Annotated in this window: 16 protein-coding genes; 9 read left to right on the forward strand and 7 right to left on the reverse strand. The window is 69.5% G+C overall.

Annotated elements, in window-relative coordinates; translation table 11 throughout:
* Position 1 precedes the first annotated feature (1 nt).
* Positions 2-796 carry a glycosyltransferase gene (locus AORI_RS62600; protein WP_043848147.1) on the forward strand — a complete coding sequence of 265 codons (795 nt, stop codon included), beginning with the start codon at positions 2-4 and terminating at the stop codon, positions 794-796.
* Here AORI_RS62600 and AORI_RS62605 read toward each other — a convergent pair.
* The gene (locus AORI_RS62605) at positions 714-1310 is read right to left on the reverse strand and encodes a TetR/AcrR family transcriptional regulator (RefSeq protein ID WP_016334667.1); all 597 of its coding nucleotides are present in this window, start codon (positions 1308-1310) and stop codon (positions 714-716) included. The two genes, AORI_RS62600 and AORI_RS62605, sit on opposite strands and share 83 nt — an antisense overlap.
* A gap of 91 nt (positions 1311-1401) precedes the next feature.
* Here AORI_RS62605 and AORI_RS62610 point away from each other — a divergent pair, with 91 nt between their 5' ends.
* The gene (locus AORI_RS62610; RefSeq protein WP_016334668.1) at positions 1402-2778 is read left to right on the forward strand and encodes a cytochrome P450; all 1377 of its coding nucleotides are present in this window, start codon (positions 1402-1404) and stop codon (positions 2776-2778) included.
* Positions 2779-2815: 37 nt separating this feature from the next.
* Positions 2816-3268 carry a carboxymuconolactone decarboxylase family protein gene (locus AORI_RS62615; protein ID WP_016334669.1) on the forward strand — a complete coding sequence of 151 codons (453 nt, stop codon included), beginning with the start codon at positions 2816-2818 and terminating at the stop codon, positions 3266-3268.
* Between the two features lie 6 nt (positions 3269-3274).
* Here the strand turns inward: AORI_RS62615 and AORI_RS62620 are convergent, their stop codons facing one another.
* Entirely contained in the window at positions 3275-3991 is a 717-nt protein-coding gene (locus AORI_RS62620; protein ID WP_081809798.1) for a helix-turn-helix transcriptional regulator, read from the reverse strand.
* 136 nt (positions 3992-4127) lie between these two features.
* Between AORI_RS62620 and folE the strand changes: the two genes are divergently transcribed.
* Positions 4128-4724, forward strand: a complete 597-nt coding sequence (gene folE / locus AORI_RS62625) for a GTP cyclohydrolase I FolE (protein ID WP_016334671.1) — start codon at positions 4128-4130, stop codon at positions 4722-4724.
* Here folE and AORI_RS62630 read toward each other — a convergent pair.
* Entirely contained in the window at positions 4714-5964 is a 1251-nt protein-coding gene (locus AORI_RS62630) for an MFS transporter (protein WP_043848148.1), read from the reverse strand. The genes folE and AORI_RS62630 overlap by 11 nt on opposite strands.
* 107 nt (positions 5965-6071) lie before the next feature.
* Here AORI_RS62630 and AORI_RS62635 point away from each other — a divergent pair, with 107 nt between their 5' ends.
* Entirely contained in the window at positions 6072-8630 is a 2559-nt protein-coding gene (locus AORI_RS62635; RefSeq protein ID WP_016334673.1) for a P-loop NTPase fold protein, read from the forward strand.
* On the opposite strand, the gene AORI_RS62640 is transcribed toward AORI_RS62635, so the two are convergent.
* Positions 8561-9286: a flavin reductase family protein gene (locus AORI_RS62640; protein WP_046199980.1), complete on the reverse strand. Its 726-nt coding sequence runs from the start codon at positions 9284-9286 to the stop codon at positions 8561-8563. The two genes, AORI_RS62635 and AORI_RS62640, sit on opposite strands and share 70 nt — an antisense overlap.
* A 256-nt stretch (positions 9287-9542) precedes the next feature.
* On the opposite strand from AORI_RS62640, the gene AORI_RS62645 reads away from it, so the two are divergent.
* On the forward strand, positions 9543-11612 hold the full coding sequence (locus tag AORI_RS62645) for an AMP-binding protein (RefSeq protein WP_016334675.1): 2070 nt from the start codon (positions 9543-9545) through the stop codon (positions 11610-11612).
* Between the two features lie 94 nt (positions 11613-11706).
* Here AORI_RS62645 and AORI_RS62650 read toward each other — a convergent pair whose 3' ends face one another.
* Positions 11707-13332, reverse strand: a complete 1626-nt coding sequence (locus tag AORI_RS62650; RefSeq protein ID WP_016334676.1) for an AMP-binding protein — start codon at positions 13330-13332, stop codon at positions 11707-11709.
* Positions 13333-13438: 106 nt separating this feature from the next.
* Here AORI_RS62650 and AORI_RS62655 point away from each other — a divergent pair, with 106 nt between their 5' ends.
* Positions 13439-14254, forward strand: a complete 816-nt coding sequence (locus AORI_RS62655) for a helix-turn-helix transcriptional regulator (RefSeq protein ID WP_016334677.1) — start codon at positions 13439-13441, stop codon at positions 14252-14254.
* Between the two features lies 1 nt (position 14255).
* On the opposite strand, the gene AORI_RS62660 is transcribed toward AORI_RS62655, so the two are convergent.
* The gene (locus tag AORI_RS62660; RefSeq protein ID WP_016334678.1) at positions 14256-14819 is read right to left on the reverse strand and encodes a hypothetical protein; all 564 of its coding nucleotides are present in this window, start codon (positions 14817-14819) and stop codon (positions 14256-14258) included.
* Between the two features lie 105 nt (positions 14820-14924).
* On the opposite strand from AORI_RS62660, the gene AORI_RS62665 reads away from it, so the two are divergent.
* Both AORI_RS62665 and AORI_RS62670 read left to right on the forward strand, forming a co-directional pair.
* Complete coding sequence (locus tag AORI_RS62665) at positions 14925-15902, forward strand: GlxA family transcriptional regulator (RefSeq protein ID WP_016334679.1); 978 nt, start codon at positions 14925-14927, stop codon at positions 15900-15902.
* 64 nt (positions 15903-15966) lie between these two features.
* Positions 15967-16953 carry an alpha/beta fold hydrolase gene (locus tag AORI_RS62670; protein WP_043848875.1) on the forward strand — a complete coding sequence of 329 codons (987 nt, stop codon included), beginning with the start codon at positions 15967-15969 and terminating at the stop codon, positions 16951-16953.
* A 168-nt stretch (positions 16954-17121) separates the two neighbouring features.
* Here AORI_RS62670 and AORI_RS62675 read toward each other — a convergent pair whose 3' ends face one another.
* Positions 17122-18087, reverse strand: coding sequence for a DUF6528 family protein (locus tag AORI_RS62675; protein ID WP_016334681.1), 966 nt, complete (start codon positions 18085-18087; stop codon positions 17122-17124).
* Positions 18088-18100: the final 13 nt, after the last annotated feature.

The following is an 18100-nucleotide window of genomic DNA, read 5'->3' on the forward strand; positions in this document are numbered from 1 at the left end:
CATGCCGACCATCAGCGTGATCACCCCGGTCCATCCGCCGAGCCTGCCGTACCTGACCGAGGCGTACGAATCCCTCGCCGCGCAGGAACTCCCGCCGGGCTGGGCCTGGGAATGGCTGGTGCAGGAGGACGGCGAGACCGGGCTGCTCGACGGCGCCCTCCCCGCGGACGCGCGGGTGCTGCCCGGCTCGGGCCGCCGGGGCGGCCCCGGAGTCGCGCGGATGATGGCCCTGTCCCGCTCCTCCGGGGAGCTGATCAAAGCCCTCGACGCGGACGACCTCCTGGCGCCCAGGGCGCTCTCGCGGGACATCTCCGCGCTCGCGGACCCCGCGATCGGCTGGACCACGTGCCGGGTCCTCGACCTCCTTCCGGACGGGACCACGGCCGGCTTCGACAGCGACCCCGACGAGGGGCCCATCGAGCGCGGCGCGATCCTGGGGCACTGGCAGCGCAACGGCTACGTGTCGTCGGTGGTGGCCGGGACCTTGTGCATCCGCCGCGAACTGCTGCTGGACCTCGGCGGCTGGATGGCGCTGCCCGCGTCGGAGGACACCGGGCTGATCCTCGCCGCCAACGCCTGCTCGGACGGCTACTTCATCGCCACGTGCGGCATGTTCTACCGGAAGTGGCCCGGACAGGTCACCAAGTCCGCGGCGCACAACGACGACGGCGAGCGGCTCGCGCGGATGAGGCTGATCGAGGAACGCGCCGAGGTCATGTTGGCAGGTCGACGATGTCGAGCAACGCCTTCGCGCACAGATCCCGGATCTCGTCCCGGTTCAGTCTCCGGTACTTGAGCCAGTCGAGGCAGACCGCCACGACGAAGGCCAGCCAACCGCGGACGAGCACCCGCAGGGCCTCCGGCGGCTCGCCGTCCGGGCACAGCACTTCGAGGATGCGGCGGCCCTGTTCGGCGAAGTTGTTGTCCAGGACCTCACGGACGCCGTCGACGGCGATCGACGTGCCCGAGTGCAGCGCCCGGTACCCGTCCTCGTTGGCCTCGACGTAGCGGAGGTACGCGTCGAGGCCGGCCGTCAGCTGCTCTTCGACCGGCAGCGTGGGGTCGGACTTGGTCATCTCGAGCAGGCGTTCGCCCTGTGACCTGATGACCTCGGTGACGAAGTCTCGTTTCGTCGGGAAGTAGTGGTACAGCAGCCCTCGGGACACTTCGGCGATGTCCGCGACCTGCTCGATCCACACGTCGTCGTACGGCCGCTCCGCGAACAGGCGGGCACCGATCCGCAGCAGTTGTTCCCGCCGCTCGGCGGTGGTCAGCCTGCTGCGGGGCTTCCCGGAAGTACTCGGCGCCATCCGGGCATCGTACTTACTTGACACGGGTTCAGTAACAGGCCACGCTCGCTATTGGATGCCGGTTCAACAGCGCTCACCCTGGAGGGGCTCGATGGCCACCGCTCTCCCCCATCCCCCGCGACGGATCCCGCTGATCGGCGACGTGCTCGGCGTCTCGCCGAAGACACCGGTCCAGGATTCGATGCGGCACGCCGCCGAACTGGGTCCCGTCTTCGAGCGCAAGGTGTTCGGCCGGAGCATCGTGTTCGTCCACGGCGCCGGGATGGTCGCCGACCTCTCCGACGAGAAGCGGTTCGCGAAACACGTCACCCCCGCGATCGCGAATCTCCGCCCACTCGGCGGCGACGGGCTGTTCACCGCGCACAACGAAGAGCCGAACTGGCGGCGCGCGCACGAGATCCTCGCGCCCGCGTTCAGCCGCAACGCCATGCAGCGCTACCACCCCACGATGCTGGCGATCACCCGCGAACTGCTGGCGACGTGGGACAGGGGCGGCGAGGTCGACGTCGCGGACGACATGACCAAGCTGACGCTGGAGACCATCGGGCGGACGGGCTTCGGCTACAGCTTCTCGTCGTTCGAACGCGCCGAACCGCATCCGTTCGTCGCCGCGATGGTCCGCACGCTGCGGCACGCGCAGCGGACGGCGATCCAGCCGCCGGTCATCGGCCCGCTCCTGAGCCGGAAAGCCAACCAGCGCAACGAAGCAGACCTCGCGTTCCTCCACTCCGTCGTCGCCGACGTCATCGAGGCACGCCGGAACGATCCGAGTACCGAAGACCTGCTCGGGCTCATGCTGAACACCACGCAGCCGACCACCGGCGCGGCACTGGACGAGGACAACATCCGGCACCAGATCATCACCTTCCTGGTGGCGGGCCACGAAACCACGTCGGGCGCGCTGTCGTTCGCCCTGTACTACCTCGCCCGTAATCCGGACGTCCTGGCCCGCGCGCGGTCCGAAGTGGACAAGGTCTGGGGCGAGAACCCGGATCCGTCCTACGAGGAGGTCGCCAAGCTCCGCTACGTCCGGCGGGTGCTCGACGAAGCACTCCGGCTCTGGCCGACGGCGCCCGCGTTCGCCCGCCAAGCCCAGGTGGACACCGTCGTCGGCGGCGAGTACCCGATGCGGAAGGGGCAGTGGGCCCTGGTCCTCATCCCGGCGCTGCACCGCGATCCCGTCTGGGGTGACGATCCCGAGTCGTTCGACCCGGATCGCTTCTCCCCGGAACGCAACCGTGCCCGTCCGGCGCACGTCTACAAGCCCTTCGGAACCGGCGAGCGCGCCTGCATCGGACGGCAGTTCGCCCTGCACGAGGCGACGCTGGTGCTCGGCATGCTGCTGAGCCGGTACGACCTGCGAAGCGACCCGTCCTATCGGCTGAAGGTGCAGGAGCTGCTCACTCTCAAGCCGGAAGGCTTCAAACTGGAGGTCTCGCTCCGCGATCGCGCGTCGGTGCCCGCCTGAGCGGTCACATCTCCGCTTCGGGATCCGTCAGCAAGGTATGGAAACCCGAATCCCGAACCCCGCCCTGTCGAACCCCGCCACGCTCAAGGCCCTGATCGCGCTGTCGGAGTCGGCCGGCGACACCGGTGTCCCGAAGACCACGCACTACCTCATGCACGTCCGCGCGAGCCAGATCAATGGATGCAGCGGCTGCCTCGAGATGCACACCAAGGAGATGCGCAAGGCGGGCGAGTCCGACGAGCGGATCTTCACCGTGGCCGCGTGGCGTGACACGGCCTACTACACCGACGCCGAACGCGCGGCACTCGCGCTGGCCGAGGCCCTCACCCGCATCGCGGACCGGACCGACCCGGTCGACGACGCGGTCTGGGACGAGGCCGCTCGTCACTACGACGAAAAGCAGCTCTCGAGCCTGGTCCTCTCCATCGCCGCCATCAACACGTGGAACCGGCTCAACGTCGCCACACGGCAGATCGCCGGCGCCGCCTGAACCGGGCTATTCGGCCTGCCGTAGCTCCACACAGCACTCGGCCACGCCGGGAACGAGGGCCGCTTCCACGTTCCCGGCGCGGACGCCGTTCAGGAAACCGGCCAAGAAGGCCTGGTTGATCCCGCAGACCAGGTCGGGGGCCTTCGCGGCCAGCGGGTGGAACGGGCAGTTCCGCAGCCGGACGCAGGTCCTGCTGTCCCGGCTCGGTTCGAAACCGTAGCGGCGAAGCATCCCTTCGGCCACGGTGAGCGCGCGTTCGGGACCGAGCCTGCCGGGCCGCGTCCGCGCGCGCTCCTCCTCGCCCGCCGCGAAGCCGCGCTCCCCCGCGACCCGGCGCACCGCTTCCCTCGCCGTCTCGCCGCTCTCTTCGGCGAGCACGGCCTCGGCCAGGATCCCCGCGAGGACCTCGTGCCGTCGTGCGGGAAGCTGGACCTGGATGGTGTCGTCGACGGGTTCGTAGACCTTCGGCCTGCGGCCCACCTTCACCACCGGGCCCGCCGCGAACCCGAATCTGAGCAGGCCGGCGTCCACGAGTTTGTCGAGATGGAAGGCGGCGAGCTTGCGGGAGATCCCCACCGCGGCCGCAGCCTCGTCCCGGGTGACCGGGCGCCGCGCGCGCCGCGCGTAGACGTACATACCCCGGCGAAGGTCGTCGTCGAGAGCCGCCACCGCGGCGATGGCGGGGACGTCGAGGCCGTCCGGATCGGGCACTGTCACGTACACCACGATATCGCCTATCTCAACCGTCGGAACACCCTGGATCACGGATCTACCATGTAAGATGAGCCCGCGGGTGGCAAAACACCCAAAAGTCTTGGTTAAATAACCACTGGGGACCACATCCAGCCTAGGAGGCCCAATGTCCACTCCCGCCTTGCGCGTTGTGCATGAAACCGGGCCGGGGCCGGACCTGGTGGCCGCCGAGGCCGCGGCCGCCGATCTCCTCACCGCGCTGGGCATCCCGCTGGACTCCGAGAGCCTCCGCGGCACGCCGGGCCGCATGGCGCGCGCGTACGCCGAGCTGTTCACCCCTCGGCCGTTCGACCTCACGACCTTTCCCAACGACGAGGGCTACGACGAACTCGTCCTCGCCAGGGGAATCCCGGTCCGGTCGGTCTGCGAGCACCACCTGCTGCCGTTCGTCGGCGTCGCACACGTGGGTTACCTGCCCGGCGACCGGATCCTCGGCCTGTCCAAGCTGGCGAGGATCGTCGAGCACTTCGCTTGCCGCCCCCAGGTTCAGGAGCGCCTGACGAAGCAGGTCGCGGACTGGCTCGAAGAGCAGCTCGAACCCCGCGGCGTCGGCGTGGTGATCGAAGCGGAGCACTCGTGCATGACGTTGCGCGGCGTCCAGGCCGTCGGGTCGAGCACCGTCACCTCCACCCTGCTCGGCACGCTCCGCGAAGACGCCCGCTCCCGACAGGAGTTCTTCGCTCTCACCGGTATCAACGGCTGACAGCGGGCTGTTCCGCGTAGGCCGCGGAGACGACTTCACGGTCGAACACCCGCCAAGTGAGCGCGGAAACGAGCACCGCCACCACGAAACCGGCCCAGTACGGCGTCGTCAGCCCGAACTTCGACGCCACCGCCCCGCCGAGCAACGCGCCGACGCAATTGCCGCCCGCGATGATGAACAGGCTGGTGCTTCCGACCCGGCCGAGCATGTCCGGCGGGGTGAGCCGTTGCCGCAGGGAGCTGGCGACGATGCCCCACAGCGCACCGTGCACCCCGAACAGGAACAACGTCACCCCGACCACCGGCGCGTTCGTGCTCGTCGCCAGCACCAGATGGGTCCCGGCCTCGATCAGCAGCCCGATCCGCAACGTCCAGGTCGGCGTGCACCACGCGATCAGCCGGTCCCCGGTGACCGAGCCGAGCAGCCCGCCCACCGCCATGCAGGTGAAGAGCAGGCCGTATCCGACGGCACCCAGCTGGAGCCGCTCCTTCGCCAGCAACACCAGCACCGAGGTCGCCGCGACGAGCGTCAGGTTCAGCATGCCGATCAGCCCGACCATGGTCCGTAGCAGCCGCTGACCGGCCAGCCACCGGAATCCCTCGGCCACCTCCGACCGCATCGAGCGGCGCACGGCGGGTTCGCCGGGATCGTCGCCGGGGCGCGAGCGGTAGGCACCGGCGATGAGCCCGAGCAGCAGAGCGCTGACCGCGTACGTGCCGGCGTTGACGTAGAACGGGATGCTCGCCGCGACGCCGAACAGGAATCCGCTCAGCGGACCGGAAAGCATGCCGTGGGCCAGCGTGGTCCCCGCGTACAGCCGTCCGTTCGCCCGCTCCAGCAACGACTTCGGGACGATGGCGGGCAGCATCGCCCCGCTCGCCGTCCGGAACACGACCTCACTCGCGTTGATCACGAAGAGGACCGAATACAGCAGGGCGATTTCGACGTCCCCCGCCGTGATCGCGACGGCCAGCAGCGCGACGACGGGTACGCGGATCCAATCCAGGGTGATCATCAGCTTCCGCCGGTCCACCCTGTCGACCAGCACCCCGCCCGGGAGCGCGAAGAGCAGCCATGGCAACCACGCCACCGCGAATCCACCCGAGACCACGAGCGGCTCGTCGGTGCGGGAAGCGATCAGCAGCGGCGCTGCCACCGTGGCGAGTCCACTGCCCAGCGCGGACGTCGTACTCGCCGCCCAGAGCTTCACGTACCTGCCGTCCAACCGCTCCCCAGTCATGAGATCGAACGTAGCGACCTGTGACCGAGCGGATGCGGAGTTTCACCCACAGCTGAGTACGCGCCCTCTAGACTGCCCTTCCGTTCGGCCTTGGGAGGGGACCACGGATGGTGCTGGTGCGCGACGTCGATCCGGCGCATTTGCTGAAGAACCTGCCCATCGGCGGGGAGCTGCACCCGTACCTTCCGCGGGATGTCGATCAGGACGTCCGGGCCGCGTTGTCGGCCGCCCCGTTCACGCTGATCGTCTACGAGCACAACTCGGGAGTACGGCGGACCGCCTACGAGGCGCTGCTGGCGTCGTACCCGGACTACGAACTGATCATCAGGCCGCGGAGCACCGACCTCGCTCGCCAGCGGGGTGCGGCCACCGCCGTCGTCTGGCTGGACGACGAGCTGGACGCGAAGTTCACCGATCTCTCCCGTCCCTTGACGGCCTGGCTCGGACGACACACCGTGCGCCGGGCCCTGGGAGTCATCCGGGAAGACAGGTACGAGAGCGAGGTGCTGCGAGAGGCCCTCGGCCCTCTTCGCCCCACCATCGTGCGACTCGCCGCCGGCCTTTCCGGCGGCGAGCGCCTCGTCGCCGACCAGATGTTCCCCGCAGCCGCGCCTGTCCGGCAGGCCGGGCAACTCGCCGGCCTGCCCGCCGCCATACGGCCGCCGAAGCCGATTCAATCCCCGGACCCCTTCGCCGCCCACGTCGCCGACTACCGGCCCGATACCGACGACGGCGTCGACCGCCTGGGTATCGGCACCGACGTGCGCATGCTCGCCGACCTGGTGGTCTCCCGGATGATCACCCCTCCCCTGTCGATCGGCCTGTTCGGCAGCTGGGGTTCGGGCAAGAGCTTCTTCATGCGGCAGATGCAACTGCGCGTCCGCGAACTCGCCGATTCCGCGCGGACGGCCGAAACCGAGGCGGGCGCGCACGGGAAGTCCGTCTCCTCCTACTGTTCGAGTGTCCGTCAGATCAGCTTCAACGCCTGGCACTACAGCGAAGCGAACCTGCTCGCCAGCCTCGCCACTCATATTTTCGACAACCTCGCCGCGAGCGGCGCCGAGAACGATCTTCAGCGCCAGGCCGATCTGCTCGCGGAGCGCCGCAAGACCGAGAAGACCCTGCTCGGCAGGCTCAGCGCGGTCCGCCTCGAACGCAGAACCCTGACGGCCCAGCAGAAACAAGCGAGCCGGAGGCGGCGGAAACCACGCGAGTACGTCCGCGCCGTCTTCGACAGCCTCACCGACGCGGACAAGGCGTGGATCGCCTCCAGGATCGGTGTCGACCGGCCGACCGCCGAAGACCTCGAACGGCTGGCCCAGGAAACCGGCGGGCTGCGTTCGGACGTCGCCGAATTCTGGCGACGCCTCCGGCAGGACCCCGTCCCGCTGCTGGTCCTGATCGGCGGGCTGGTGACGGTACTGGTCGTCACGTTGCTCGTCGGCCGGTCACAGGTGTCCGGCGTGCTCGGCGGGCTCACGGTGGTGAGCTCCGTGCTGACCGTCGTCCTGCGGATGCGCGCCAGCGCGGAACGGATTCACCAGGCGTTGGACAAACTCGGTGGTCCGTCCGAAGAGGACGAAGAGACCGAGCGGCGCCTCGCCGAACTGGACGCGGAATCCGACCGGCTCGAAAAGGCGGTCGCCGAACTCGCGCCAGGGCTGGACCTCGTGTCGTTCGCCGAGTCCCGGGTCTCGGATTACGTCGAGCACCTGGGCGTGGTTTCCTTGCTGCGCAAGGATCTCGAAACGTTCGCGACGATGCTCGCCGAGGTGCCGCACGGTTCCGGCAAGATCGAGCGGACCGTGCTCTACATCGACGACCTCGACCGCTGCCCGCCCAAGGTCGTCGTCCAGGTCCTCGAAGCCATTCACCTCCTGCTGGCCCTGCCGGTGTTCGTCGTCGTGGTGGGGGTCGACTCCCGATGGCTCAAGAAGGCCGTCGAGCAGCATTACGAACAGATGCTCGGCGACGACCCGGAAACCTTCGCCGAGAACTACCTCGAAAAGATCTTCCAGGTGCCGTTCACGTTGTCCCCCATGGACGATCCAGGGTTCGCGGGGCTCGTGCGCGGGCTCGCCGAAACCGAGGTCCCGGATTCCACCCCGGCGCCCGCACCCGCCGGAACGGGTCTGGCCACCGGCGACCGCCCTCCGGCGACGGTCGCTCCGCCTCTTCCCTCGGAAGCACCGGCACCGTCGTCCGAACAGTCCACAATAGACGTTCGCCCTCCTCGTCTGGTGATCTCTTCGGCCGAGCTGGACTTCCTGCCGACGCTGGCCCCGTTCATCCGGTCACCGCGGGCCGCGAAGCGACTCCTGAACCTGTATCGCCTGTTACGAGCGCGCTTCTCCGGAGAGGAACTGGCCGGATTCCTCGCCGACGGCGACCGCGAGGCACCGTTCCGCGCGGTGCTGGTGCTGCTCGCGGTCCACGTCGGGCATCCGGACGCCGTCCGATGGTTCACCAACCTCGACGGGACGGATCCCGGCGACAGCGCCCTCGAGATCGTGTCGTCGATGAACGACCACGAACTGCGGCCGAAGCTCGAACGCGGTTTGTCCGGCGACTCGTGGCCACTGCTCGCCGGCTCCTATCAGCGCTGGCTGCCGTTGGTGAACCGGTTCTCGTTCGCCCGCGAACGCTCGATGTCGGGCCCGCGGTAGAGCCGCTCCGGGATCTTCGCCAGTGTCGACGGATGGACCTGCGGGCCGAGGCCGTAGAGCTTCTGGAAGCTCATGATGAGCGGCCGCCACCGGTCGGGGTCGATCCGGTCTTCGGTGCCCGGCATCCGCACGTCGTCGTGAACGTGGACACGCTGGACGCGCACCTCGAACACGAGCACGCCGCCGCGTTGTTTCGGATCGTCCTCGGCGAGGGGGTGCACGGCCTCGACGACGGCCTCCATCGTCACCGGGCATTCCGCGACACGGGGCGGCCGGACCGTCTCCGAGCCGACCGGGGTGAGCCCGGCGCGGGCGAACTTGTCCGGTTCGTGCCGGTAGCCGCGTTCGTACTTACGGGACGGGACCGGATCGGCTCCGGTGGTCAGCGCCAGCCGGTCGACGGCGGCCGCCAGCGCGTCGGAAGGGAGATTCAGAACACATTCACGGTTGCGCATGAGATTCTGCGCCGTCTTGGATTTCGCGCCCAGCCCGAGCATGCCTCGCCAGCCGAGCCAGAACGCCGACGACATCGGGGCCAGGTTCGCGGTGCCTGCCTGGTCGACCGTCGAAAGGAGCACCACCGGCGTGCCGAAGTAGAGGATTCCGGGCTCGATACGGGTGTGCGCGGCCTCGGCCGCCGTCGTGGAAATTGTCACGTCCGTCAGCTTCGCCGCCTCGCGCACCGGAGGCTGGCGAGAATCGGACGTCGCGATCAACACCGTCGGCGGAGGGCACGGCACCGTCCGAACACTTACCCTCTTCCGAGACGGTTCCCTTGGGCGGACGCGAACCCGCGGTCGTTCGGAGTATTGCGTTCGGCCGATTGCTGGTAGGTTCGCCGAACTTGAACGACGAAGGAGGCGCCGGCAGCTGCCCGGTCAACACCCGAACGCGCGTGGTGAGGCGAATCGCATGCGAGACGATGTGGTCCAGGCGAGCTCGATTCTCGGGCATTCCCCCGGCCAGGTTTGGGAAGTGATCGGCGATCCCGAGTCCTACTCGAGGTTCGTCGCGGAGATCAGCTGGTGCGAGATCCAGCGTCCCGCCGAACGCGGGCGCGGCCCGAAATGCCTTGTCCGGCTGGAACCGCGGCCGGGAACGCTCGTCGTCGGCGACATCGAGGCCCGCGTCTGGCGGCCGGGCGAGCACGTCGTGTGGTGCGGCGTCGAGAACGACGGCATCTGGGTCTCGGTCGAGCTGCGGCAGGCTCCGGATGGCGGCACGGAACTCCTCGCGCAGCTGATGCTTCCCGCGCCGCACTCCCCTCTCGTGTCCGCCGCGTCCTTCAAACGCACAGTCCGCGCAGCGGCCCGGCGGATCGATCTGCACCTTTCGGGCCGGGCGGCGTCACCCCAGGACGAACCGGCGCACACCAAGGCCACCACGCTGCACACGGCGAGCACGCTGATCAAGGCCGGAGTGCTCGCGGCCGCGCGGCCGGACAAGATCGCGCGGCAGCTCACCTCGCTTTCGCAGTGGGGCGCCACCGTCGCCGGCGGCTACTCGGCCAACGCCGCCCGCGTCCCCGAAGAAGTCGCGCTGCACGACGAACGCAACGTCCGGACGTTCAAGCAGGCGGCCGATCGCAGCAATCAGCTCGCGAACGCGCTGGCGGCCCGCGGCGTGCGCGCCCGCGACCGGATCGCCTTGCTGTGCCGCAATCACGCCGCGATGGTCGAGTCGCTGATCGCGTGCAGCAAACTCGGGGTGGACGCGATCCTGCTCAACACCGGACTTTCCGCCGGCGCGGTCGCGGACGTGATCGGGCTGCACAAACCGGTCGCGGTGCTCGCCGACGACGAGTTCTCGCGGATCATCGCCGACATCCCCGGCGATTTCCTGCGGTTGTCCACTTGGCCGGAGACCGAGAACGGCTACCCGACGATCGATCAGTTCATCGCCGGGGTGCCCGCCACCAAACTCAAACCGGTGGACCGGATCGGCAGGCTCGTCGTCCTGACCTCGGGCACCACCGGAACTCCGAAAGGCGCACGCCGTCCGACGCCGAAGGGACTGTCGACGTCGGCAGCCATGCTCGACCGCATTCCGCTCCATTCCGGAGACCGTTTCGTCGTGGCCGCCCCGCTGTTCCACAGTTGGGGGCTCGCCGGAATGCAGATCGGGATGGCCGTGCGGGCGTCGCTGTCGCTGATCCGCCGGTTCGACGCCGAAGAGATCCTGCGGACCATCGCCGAACATCGGTGCGGTGTGCTGTTCGCCGTGCCCATCATGTTGCAGCGCATTCTCGACCTGCCCGAACGGATCCGCACCCGCTACGACCTCTCGTCGCTGCGGATCGTCGCCAGCAGCGGATCCGCGCTGCCGGGCACGATCGTCACCGAGTTCATGGACACCTTCGGCGACGTGCTCTACAACTTCTACGGCTCCACAGAGGTTTCGTGGGCCAGCATCGCCACGCCGGAGGACCTGCGCGCCGCGCCGACCACCGCGGGCCGCTGCCCGCCGGGCACCCGGGTCGCCATCCTCGACGACGACCACAACCGCGTCCCGCCGGGCTGGGAGGGACAGATCTTCGTCGGCAACGACATGCTGTTCGAGGGCTACACCGACGGCGCCAGCGTGCCCCGGGCGGAGAACCTGATGGCGACCGGCGACGTCGGTTACCAGGACGCCGCCGGCCGCCTCTTCGTCACCGGCCGAGCGGACGAAATGATCGTGTCCGGTGGGGAGAACGTGTCCCCGCGCCCGGTCGAGGAGGCCATCGTCGCCCTGCCCGGCGTCCACGAAGCCGCCGTGATCGGCGTGCCGGACCGCGAGTTCGGGCAACGGTTCGCGGCGTACATCGTGCCGAAACGCGGCGCGCGGATGAGCGCGGACGACGTCCGCGCCTACATCCACCACCGGCTGGCCCGCTTCGCGGTCCCGCGGGACGTGTACTTCGTCGAGGAACTGCCCCGGAACGCGACCGGAAAGGTGCTCAAACGGTTGCTACGGGACGAAACCTGGCCGATCGATCAGTGAGCCGACCCGCAACTCGCGTGTTTGAAGGCGAATCACGCGTGATTGAGGGCGTAAGACGGTGTTCCGCCCCCAATCACGCGAGTTACGCCTCCGATCACGCGAGTTTCGCGCTCGAGTGCCGCTTCCGCAGGAGGAATCGCTGGATCTTCCCGCTGGGTGTCTTGGGCAACTCCGGCACGAAACGCACCTCACGCGGATAGGCGTGCGCGGCGAACCGGGTCTTCACCAGCTGCTGCAGTTCGGAAACCAGTGCGGCATCGGCGGAAACGCCGTCGCGCGCCACCACGTACGCCACGACGACCTCGCCGCGCAGCTCGTCCGGGACACCGATCACGGCGCATTCGGCCACCGCGGAATGCTGCTGCAGAACGCTTTCCACGTCGAACGGGCCGATGCGGTAGCCGGCCATCAGGATGACGTCGTCGTCCCGCGACGCGAAGGTGAGGTAACCGGAGGCGTCCTTGGCGGCCACGTCGCCGGTGTAGTACCAACGGCCGTCAGGGCTGAATCGCGCGGCGGTGCGCTCGGGGGCGTCGCGGTAGCCGCGGAACCACACCAGCGGACTCGCCGAGAGGTCCACGGCGACGCGTCCGCGTTCGCCCGGCTCGGCCACCACGTCGGCGTCTTCGCGGAGGACCTCGACGGCGAAGCCCGGCAGGACCCGTCCCATCGAACCGGGCTTGACCTCCGAGCGGAGATCCGGATGCCACGCGTTGCCGACCACCATGCCGAGTTCCGTCTGTCCATAGTGGTCGTAAACGCCGACACCGAGCTTCGACTCCGCCCACTCCAGGACGTCCGGGGTCAGCGGTTCGCCCGCCGACGAACAGTGCCGCAGCCGCAGGCCGTCCGGCACCGGGGCGGCCGAGTTCCGGAGCGCGCGGTACACCGTGGGCGCGGCGGCGAAGTTGGTGACGTCGTACTTTTCCAGCACCGCCCAGGTCAGCTCGGCCGAGAAACCCGCGTGCAGCAACAGGCTCCGCCTGCCGGTCGCCATCGGGGTCATGATCGCGTAGTACAGACCGTAGGCCCAGCCCGGGTCGGCGGCGTTCCAGAACACGTCGTCGGCGCGGACGTCGAGCGCGAAGTCCTGGTACGCCTGGAAACCCGCGAGCGCGCGGAGGGGAATCGGGACGGCTTTGGGCGTGCCCGTGGTCCCGGAGGTGAACAGCTCGACCAGGACCCCGGCACCACCGGTCTCCGCGGCTCCCGACAGCGGCGCGGCGGCGGCCAGCATCTCGCGGAACGACAGGTCGCCGTCCTCGCCGTCACCGACCACCACGATCCGCCGCGACGGGTCGGCGGGCAGATCGGCGGACGGCGTCAGCTTCGAACGCTGACCGGCGTCGGCGATGACGACCTTCGTGCCGTTGCCGGTGATGCGCAGCGCGATGGCGGGCGGCGCGAACGCGGTGAACAGCGGGACATGCACCGCGCCCAGCCGCCAGATCGCGAGCAGTGCCACCACGAGTTCCGCGGACTTGCCCATCAGCGTCGCCACCCGGTCCCCTGGCCCGACCCCGAGTTCGAGCAGCGCCCCGGCGAACCGTTCCGACCGTTCACGCAGCTCGCCGTAAGTGAGGTCCACACTGGTCAGATCCGCCTCGACCACGGTGAACGCGACCCCCTCCGCCGGATGCCGGTCGCACAACAGCGTCGCCGCACTGGCCCGCTCGTCGTCGTAGACCTCGAGCAACCGCCGGACGTGAGCTTCGGTCATCGTTTCTCCCGGGACGTGGCGAAGGCGTACAGTTCGGAAATCGTGCGGGCGGGCCCGGCCTGCCCACCACCCCCGATCGAGGGGGATCACCGAGGAGGGTGAGCCGATGCCGGTCGACGACGCCCAGCTGCTCGGCGCGGTCTCGGACCTGCGCCGGGACACCGGCCTGCCGGTCGGTTTCGCCGGGATCGCCGGCACCTCGCCGCGGATGCGGCTGACCGCGTTCCTCGGCAACCGGGGCACCGCGCTGAACGGCCTGTCCGTCCGCGCGGGCTGCGGCCTCGGCGGCAAGGCGCTCGCGCTGACCCGACCGGTGGTCGCCAACGACTACCACCGCGCCACCACGATCAGTCACGACTACGACGAGCCGGTCCGCGACGAGGGGATCCACTCGGTGGTCGCCATCCCGGTCGTCGTGCGCCGTCGCGTCCGCGCCGTGCTCTACGGCGGCCTGCGCGACGAGGCGACCCTTTCCGACCGGACCATCACCGCCGCCCTGCACGCCGCGCGCGACCTCGAACAGACGCTGGCCGTCGAAGACGAGATCGAGAAACGGCTGGCCGAGGCACAGCCGCTGGCCGAACACCGCGAGGAGGCCGCGCCGCGTGAGCGCCTCCGCGAGGTCTACGCGGAATTACGGGCGCTCTCCGGCCAGATCGGCGACGGCGTTCTCCGCGACCGCCTCGACGCGGTATGCGAGAACCTCACCGGCGCGGTTTCCCCGGCACTGCGCCTCGCGCCGCGGGAGCTGGACACAGTCTCGCTCGTCGCGCTCGGGCTGACGAACGCCGAGATCGCACATCGGCTGGGCCTGACCGCGGAGACGGTCAAGAGCTACCTGCGGGACGCGATGCGCAAACTCGACGCGACCTCGCGGTTGCAGGCCGTCACGCACGCGCGCCGGGCGGGGCTGCTCCCCTGACTCACCCCGCGGGAACGGGCGAGACCGAGGAGATGCAGTACTTGTCGCCCGCCTCTCGCCGGACCTCCATCGTCCCGTTGTGGGGCTCGGTCCGGTCCAGGGTGCCGGTCATCGTCACCATGATCAGGTCTGGGCTCACCTCGCGAGGATCCTTCGCGCTGAGCGACGCGTTGCGGTCGCCGTACTCCTTCGCGGCCTGACGGACCTTGTCCTTGGCGTCCGCACAGGCCGACTCGGCGGCCTTGTCGGGCTCGTCGCCGAACACCGCGAGGATGAACTTGCCCGCGAGCACCGGGCCCCAGTTGAGCTGCAACGGGGTCTGCGTCGCCTTGGCCGAGCTCGAAGACTTGCTGTCACTCAGCAGGAACCCGGGCGCGACGAACGCGAGGATCACGAAGACGACCACCACGAGCGCGCCACCGCCGGCGATCAAGCCGATCAGCAGACCGTTGCCCTTCTTCGGCGGCGGGTACCCCTGCTGCGGATAACCCTGCGGCGGGTACTGCTGCTGGGGATACTGCTGCGGATGCCACTGCGGCCCCTGCGGTCCCTGCGGATACGACATCGACGGTTCCTTCCCCCGGCCGGCTGGTGCGCGAGGAATCTACCGTCCCCTTCGGACAGTCGAAAACCGGCTCCATCGCAGGTCGGGTCTCCCTAGAATCGCCCCATGAGACGGCTGGCCGTGGTGGTCTTCAACGGGGCGTCGCTCGGCGCGATGTCCTTCGCGTTCGGCGTGTTCGAGATGGCTTCGGCCTTCGGCGAGCTGCCCGACCTCGACCTCAAGGTCGTCGGCGGCGAACCGGGCACCGCGTTGCGGGGCGGCGGCCTGACCGTCCCGGTCCCCGAAGACCTCGACGCGGTCCGGAACGCGGACCTGGTGCTGGTCCCCAACTGGCGGTCGCCGATGGAGGATCCGCCGGAAGCGGCGCTGGCGGCTCTCCGCTCGGCGCACGACCGCGGTGCCCGGGTGGCCGGACTGTGCAGCGGAGCCTTCGTGCTGGCCGCCGCCGGACTGCTCGACGGGCGCCCCGCGACCACGCACTGGGCGATGGCGCCACTGCTCGCGGCCCGGTTCCCCGCCGTCCGTCTCGACGAGTCGGTGCTCTACATCGACGACGGCGACATCCTCACCGCGGGCGGCGGCGCGGCGGGTATGGACCTCGGCCTGCATCTGATCCGCTCCTGGTGCGGCGCGGAGGTGGCGAACCGGCTGGCGAAGGGCATGGTCGTCCCACCACACCGGCCCGGCGGGCAGGCGCAGTACATCGAATCGCCGATGCCGGAACTCGACGAGGGCGACCCGGTGTCGGAGACGATGGCCTGGGCGCTGACCAGGCTGGACACGGCGCTCCCGGTCGACGAACTCGCCAGGCGGGCGCATATGAGCAGGCGCAACTACGACCGCCGGTTCCGCGAGATCACCGGCGCCGCACCCGGCACGTGGCTCACGCATCAGCGCGTCATCCGCGCGCAGCAACTGCTCGAATCCACCGATCTCCCGGTCGACGAGATCGCCAGGTACTGCGGGTTCTCCTCGTCCGCAGCGCTCCGGCCGCATTTCCGCCGCCAGGTCGGAGTCACGCCGGTGTCGTATCGGGAGACGTTCGGGACCAGGCTGGGCGTGCCGGAACCCATCCTGTCCTGAAACAGACCCCGGTTGGCGAAAACACCACTCACGGCGGGTGCCGCGGCCGGGCCACGATCAGGACATGACCGAAAACAGCCGTTCCTTCCTCAACCGCCGGTCCATGCTCACCCTCGGCGCGGGGGCCGCGGCCGCGCTGGTGGCGTCGGGTGGCATCGCCGAGGCGAGCAGGCCGTCCGCCTCCGACGCCGAACTCGCGCGGTCGCTGCCCGGTGGTTTCCGCAGCGAGTACGCCCAGGTCAACGGGGTCCGGCTGCACTACGTCGCCGGCGGCCGGGGTGAACCGCTGATCCTGCTGCCGGGCTGGCCGGAGACCTGGTGGCAGTACCGCAAGGTCATGCCGGAGCTGGCGAAGCGGTATCGCGTGATCGCCGTCGACCTGCGGGGAATGGGCGGCTCGGACAAGCCCCAAGGCGGTTACGACAAGAAGACGATGGCCCGCGACATCTTCGAACTCGTCCGCGCGCTGGGCCACCGGCAGGCGCATATCGCCGGGCACGACATCGGCGCCATGGTCGCGTTCGCCTTCGCCGCCAACCACGCCGAAGCCACGAAGACCGTCACGCTCATGGACGTCTCCCACCCCGACGAAAGCCTGTACCAGCTGCCGATGCTGGCGCCGCCCGGGCAGCCGGTGAACGTCTGGTGGTTCGCCTTCAACCAGGTCGCGACGCTGCCCGAACAGCTGCTTGCCGGCCGGTCTCGCTTCCTCGTCGACTGGATGTTCGACCACCTGGCGGCCGACCCGGCCTCGATCGGGAGCCGGGACCGGGCCATCTACGCCGCCGCGTACGACCGCCCGGACGCCATCCGCGCCGGGAACGGCTGGTACCAGGCTTTCGGCCAGGACATCGAGGATCAGAAGGCGTACGGGAAGATCACCGCGCCCATGCTGGGGCTGGGCTCGGAGTTCAACTACGACTACCTCGCCGCCGTCCTGCCGTCCAAGGCGGCCGACGTCCGGGTGCGGAAGGTGGCCGGTTCGGGCCACTTCGTCGCCGAGGAGCAGCCGCGGACCGTCGTCGACGAGTTGCGGACCTTCCTCGGGTGAGGCGTATACCCCGAATGGGTCAACGCCGCGCGCCGAGCAGGCCGATTCACTCGGTCAGGTGAAAGACGCGGCGACGCGTCATTCTCGCGGCGAGGTCCCCTCTTCTCTGGTGTGTCGGTACCGGCCGGGCAGCCCCCCGAACGGCCGGTACCGACATGGAAGTTCAGCTCAACCGATCCACCAGCGGGCCTTGTAGATCCACGCGCCGTGCAGCGCCAGCTCGGCGCGTGGAAAGGCCAGCCGGACGGTGTCCGTGCACCAGGTGCACAGGTGACCTTCCTGCACCGACGCCGTCAGGATCTGCCCGGTCCGCGGGTTCGTCGACACGCTCTTCACATGCGGCCGGTCAATCTCCCGGGCGCCCGCGTAGCGCTGGCTGAACCCACCACTCGTCTTCGAGAACTGGTACACGCCCGCTTCCGTCGTCACCCACAGCAGATCCGGCCGGTCCGGGACCGGCTGGAGGTCGTGCCCGCCCTTGGCCGGCACCGGGACGGACCGCTGCTCGGTGAGCACCGGAGCGGCGGGCGTCCCGCCGACGCTCAACGCGACGAGCGCGTCCGTGCCCAGGGCCCACAACACGTTCCGGCCGGCGTCCCACACCACGCCGTGCGCCCCCACCAGCCGGTATTCGGTGTAGGTCGTCGAGCGCTGCCCCTGTGAAGCGGTGTAGACCCGCACCCAGCCGCCGGTGCTGGCCGCCACCGCGACGTTCCCGTCCGGCAGCAGTTCGATGCTGTGCGGATTGGCCGGGCCGCCCACGTTCGCGGCCCAGTACGCCCGGTCGCCCGCCGGGTACGGCACGACGGCCGCGAAACCACCCGACGCCGACGTCAGCAGATACTTCTCGCCGCCTCGTTCGGCGAGCTTCGCGTCGCTCGGGTTGCTCCAGGAGCCCGCCAGGTCCGCCAGCCCGTTGGCGGCGTTCGGTGCCCACGCCCAGCGCACCTTCCGCTCCCGCCAGGAGGCCCGGTCGGCGGGCAGGACCAGGATCCGCTTGGACGCCTGCTCGGTGATGACGATCGAGCCGCGATCGCACCCGGCGGCGTCCGCGTCCGCCACCGCCGGCGCGGACGCCGCGACCGAAAGGCCCGCGATGGCCAGCGCCACCAAGGATTTCCGCATGATCTTCATACCCAGACCGAAC

The sequence above is a fragment of the Amycolatopsis keratiniphila genome (assembly GCF_000400635.2).
Lineage (GTDB): Bacteria > Actinomycetota > Actinomycetes > Mycobacteriales > Pseudonocardiaceae > Amycolatopsis > Amycolatopsis keratiniphila.

Coding starts and splice junctions, on each gene's coding strand:
- AORI_RS62600 (WP_043848147.1), top strand. CDS start 2: ATGCCGACCATCAGCGTGATCACCCCGGTCCATCCGCCGAGCCTGCCG.
- AORI_RS62605 (WP_016334667.1), bottom strand. CDS start 1,310: ATGGCGCCGAGTACTTCCGGGAAGCCCCGCAGCAGGCTGACCACCGCC.
- AORI_RS62610 (WP_016334668.1), top strand. CDS start 1,402: ATGGCCACCGCTCTCCCCCATCCCCCGCGACGGATCCCGCTGATCGGC.
- AORI_RS62615 (WP_016334669.1), top strand. CDS start 2,816: ATGGAAACCCGAATCCCGAACCCCGCCCTGTCGAACCCCGCCACGCTC.
- folE (WP_016334671.1), top strand. CDS start 4,128: ATGTCCACTCCCGCCTTGCGCGTTGTGCATGAAACCGGGCCGGGGCCG.
- AORI_RS62630 (WP_043848148.1), bottom strand. CDS start 5,964: ATGACTGGGGAGCGGTTGGACGGCAGGTACGTGAAGCTCTGGGCGGCG.
- AORI_RS62635 (WP_016334673.1), top strand. CDS start 6,072: ATGGTGCTGGTGCGCGACGTCGATCCGGCGCATTTGCTGAAGAACCTG.
- AORI_RS62645 (WP_016334675.1), top strand. CDS start 9,543: ATGCGAGACGATGTGGTCCAGGCGAGCTCGATTCTCGGGCATTCCCCC.
- AORI_RS62650 (WP_016334676.1), bottom strand. CDS start 13,332: ATGACCGAAGCTCACGTCCGGCGGTTGCTCGAGGTCTACGACGACGAG.
- AORI_RS62655 (WP_016334677.1), top strand. CDS start 13,439: ATGCCGGTCGACGACGCCCAGCTGCTCGGCGCGGTCTCGGACCTGCGC.
- AORI_RS62660 (WP_016334678.1), bottom strand. CDS start 14,819: ATGTCGTATCCGCAGGGACCGCAGGGGCCGCAGTGGCATCCGCAGCAG.
- AORI_RS62665 (WP_016334679.1), top strand. CDS start 14,925: ATGAGACGGCTGGCCGTGGTGGTCTTCAACGGGGCGTCGCTCGGCGCG.
- AORI_RS62670 (WP_043848875.1), top strand. CDS start 15,967: ATGACCGAAAACAGCCGTTCCTTCCTCAACCGCCGGTCCATGCTCACC.
- AORI_RS62675 (WP_016334681.1), bottom strand. CDS start 18,087: ATGAAGATCATGCGGAAATCCTTGGTGGCGCTGGCCATCGCGGGCCTT.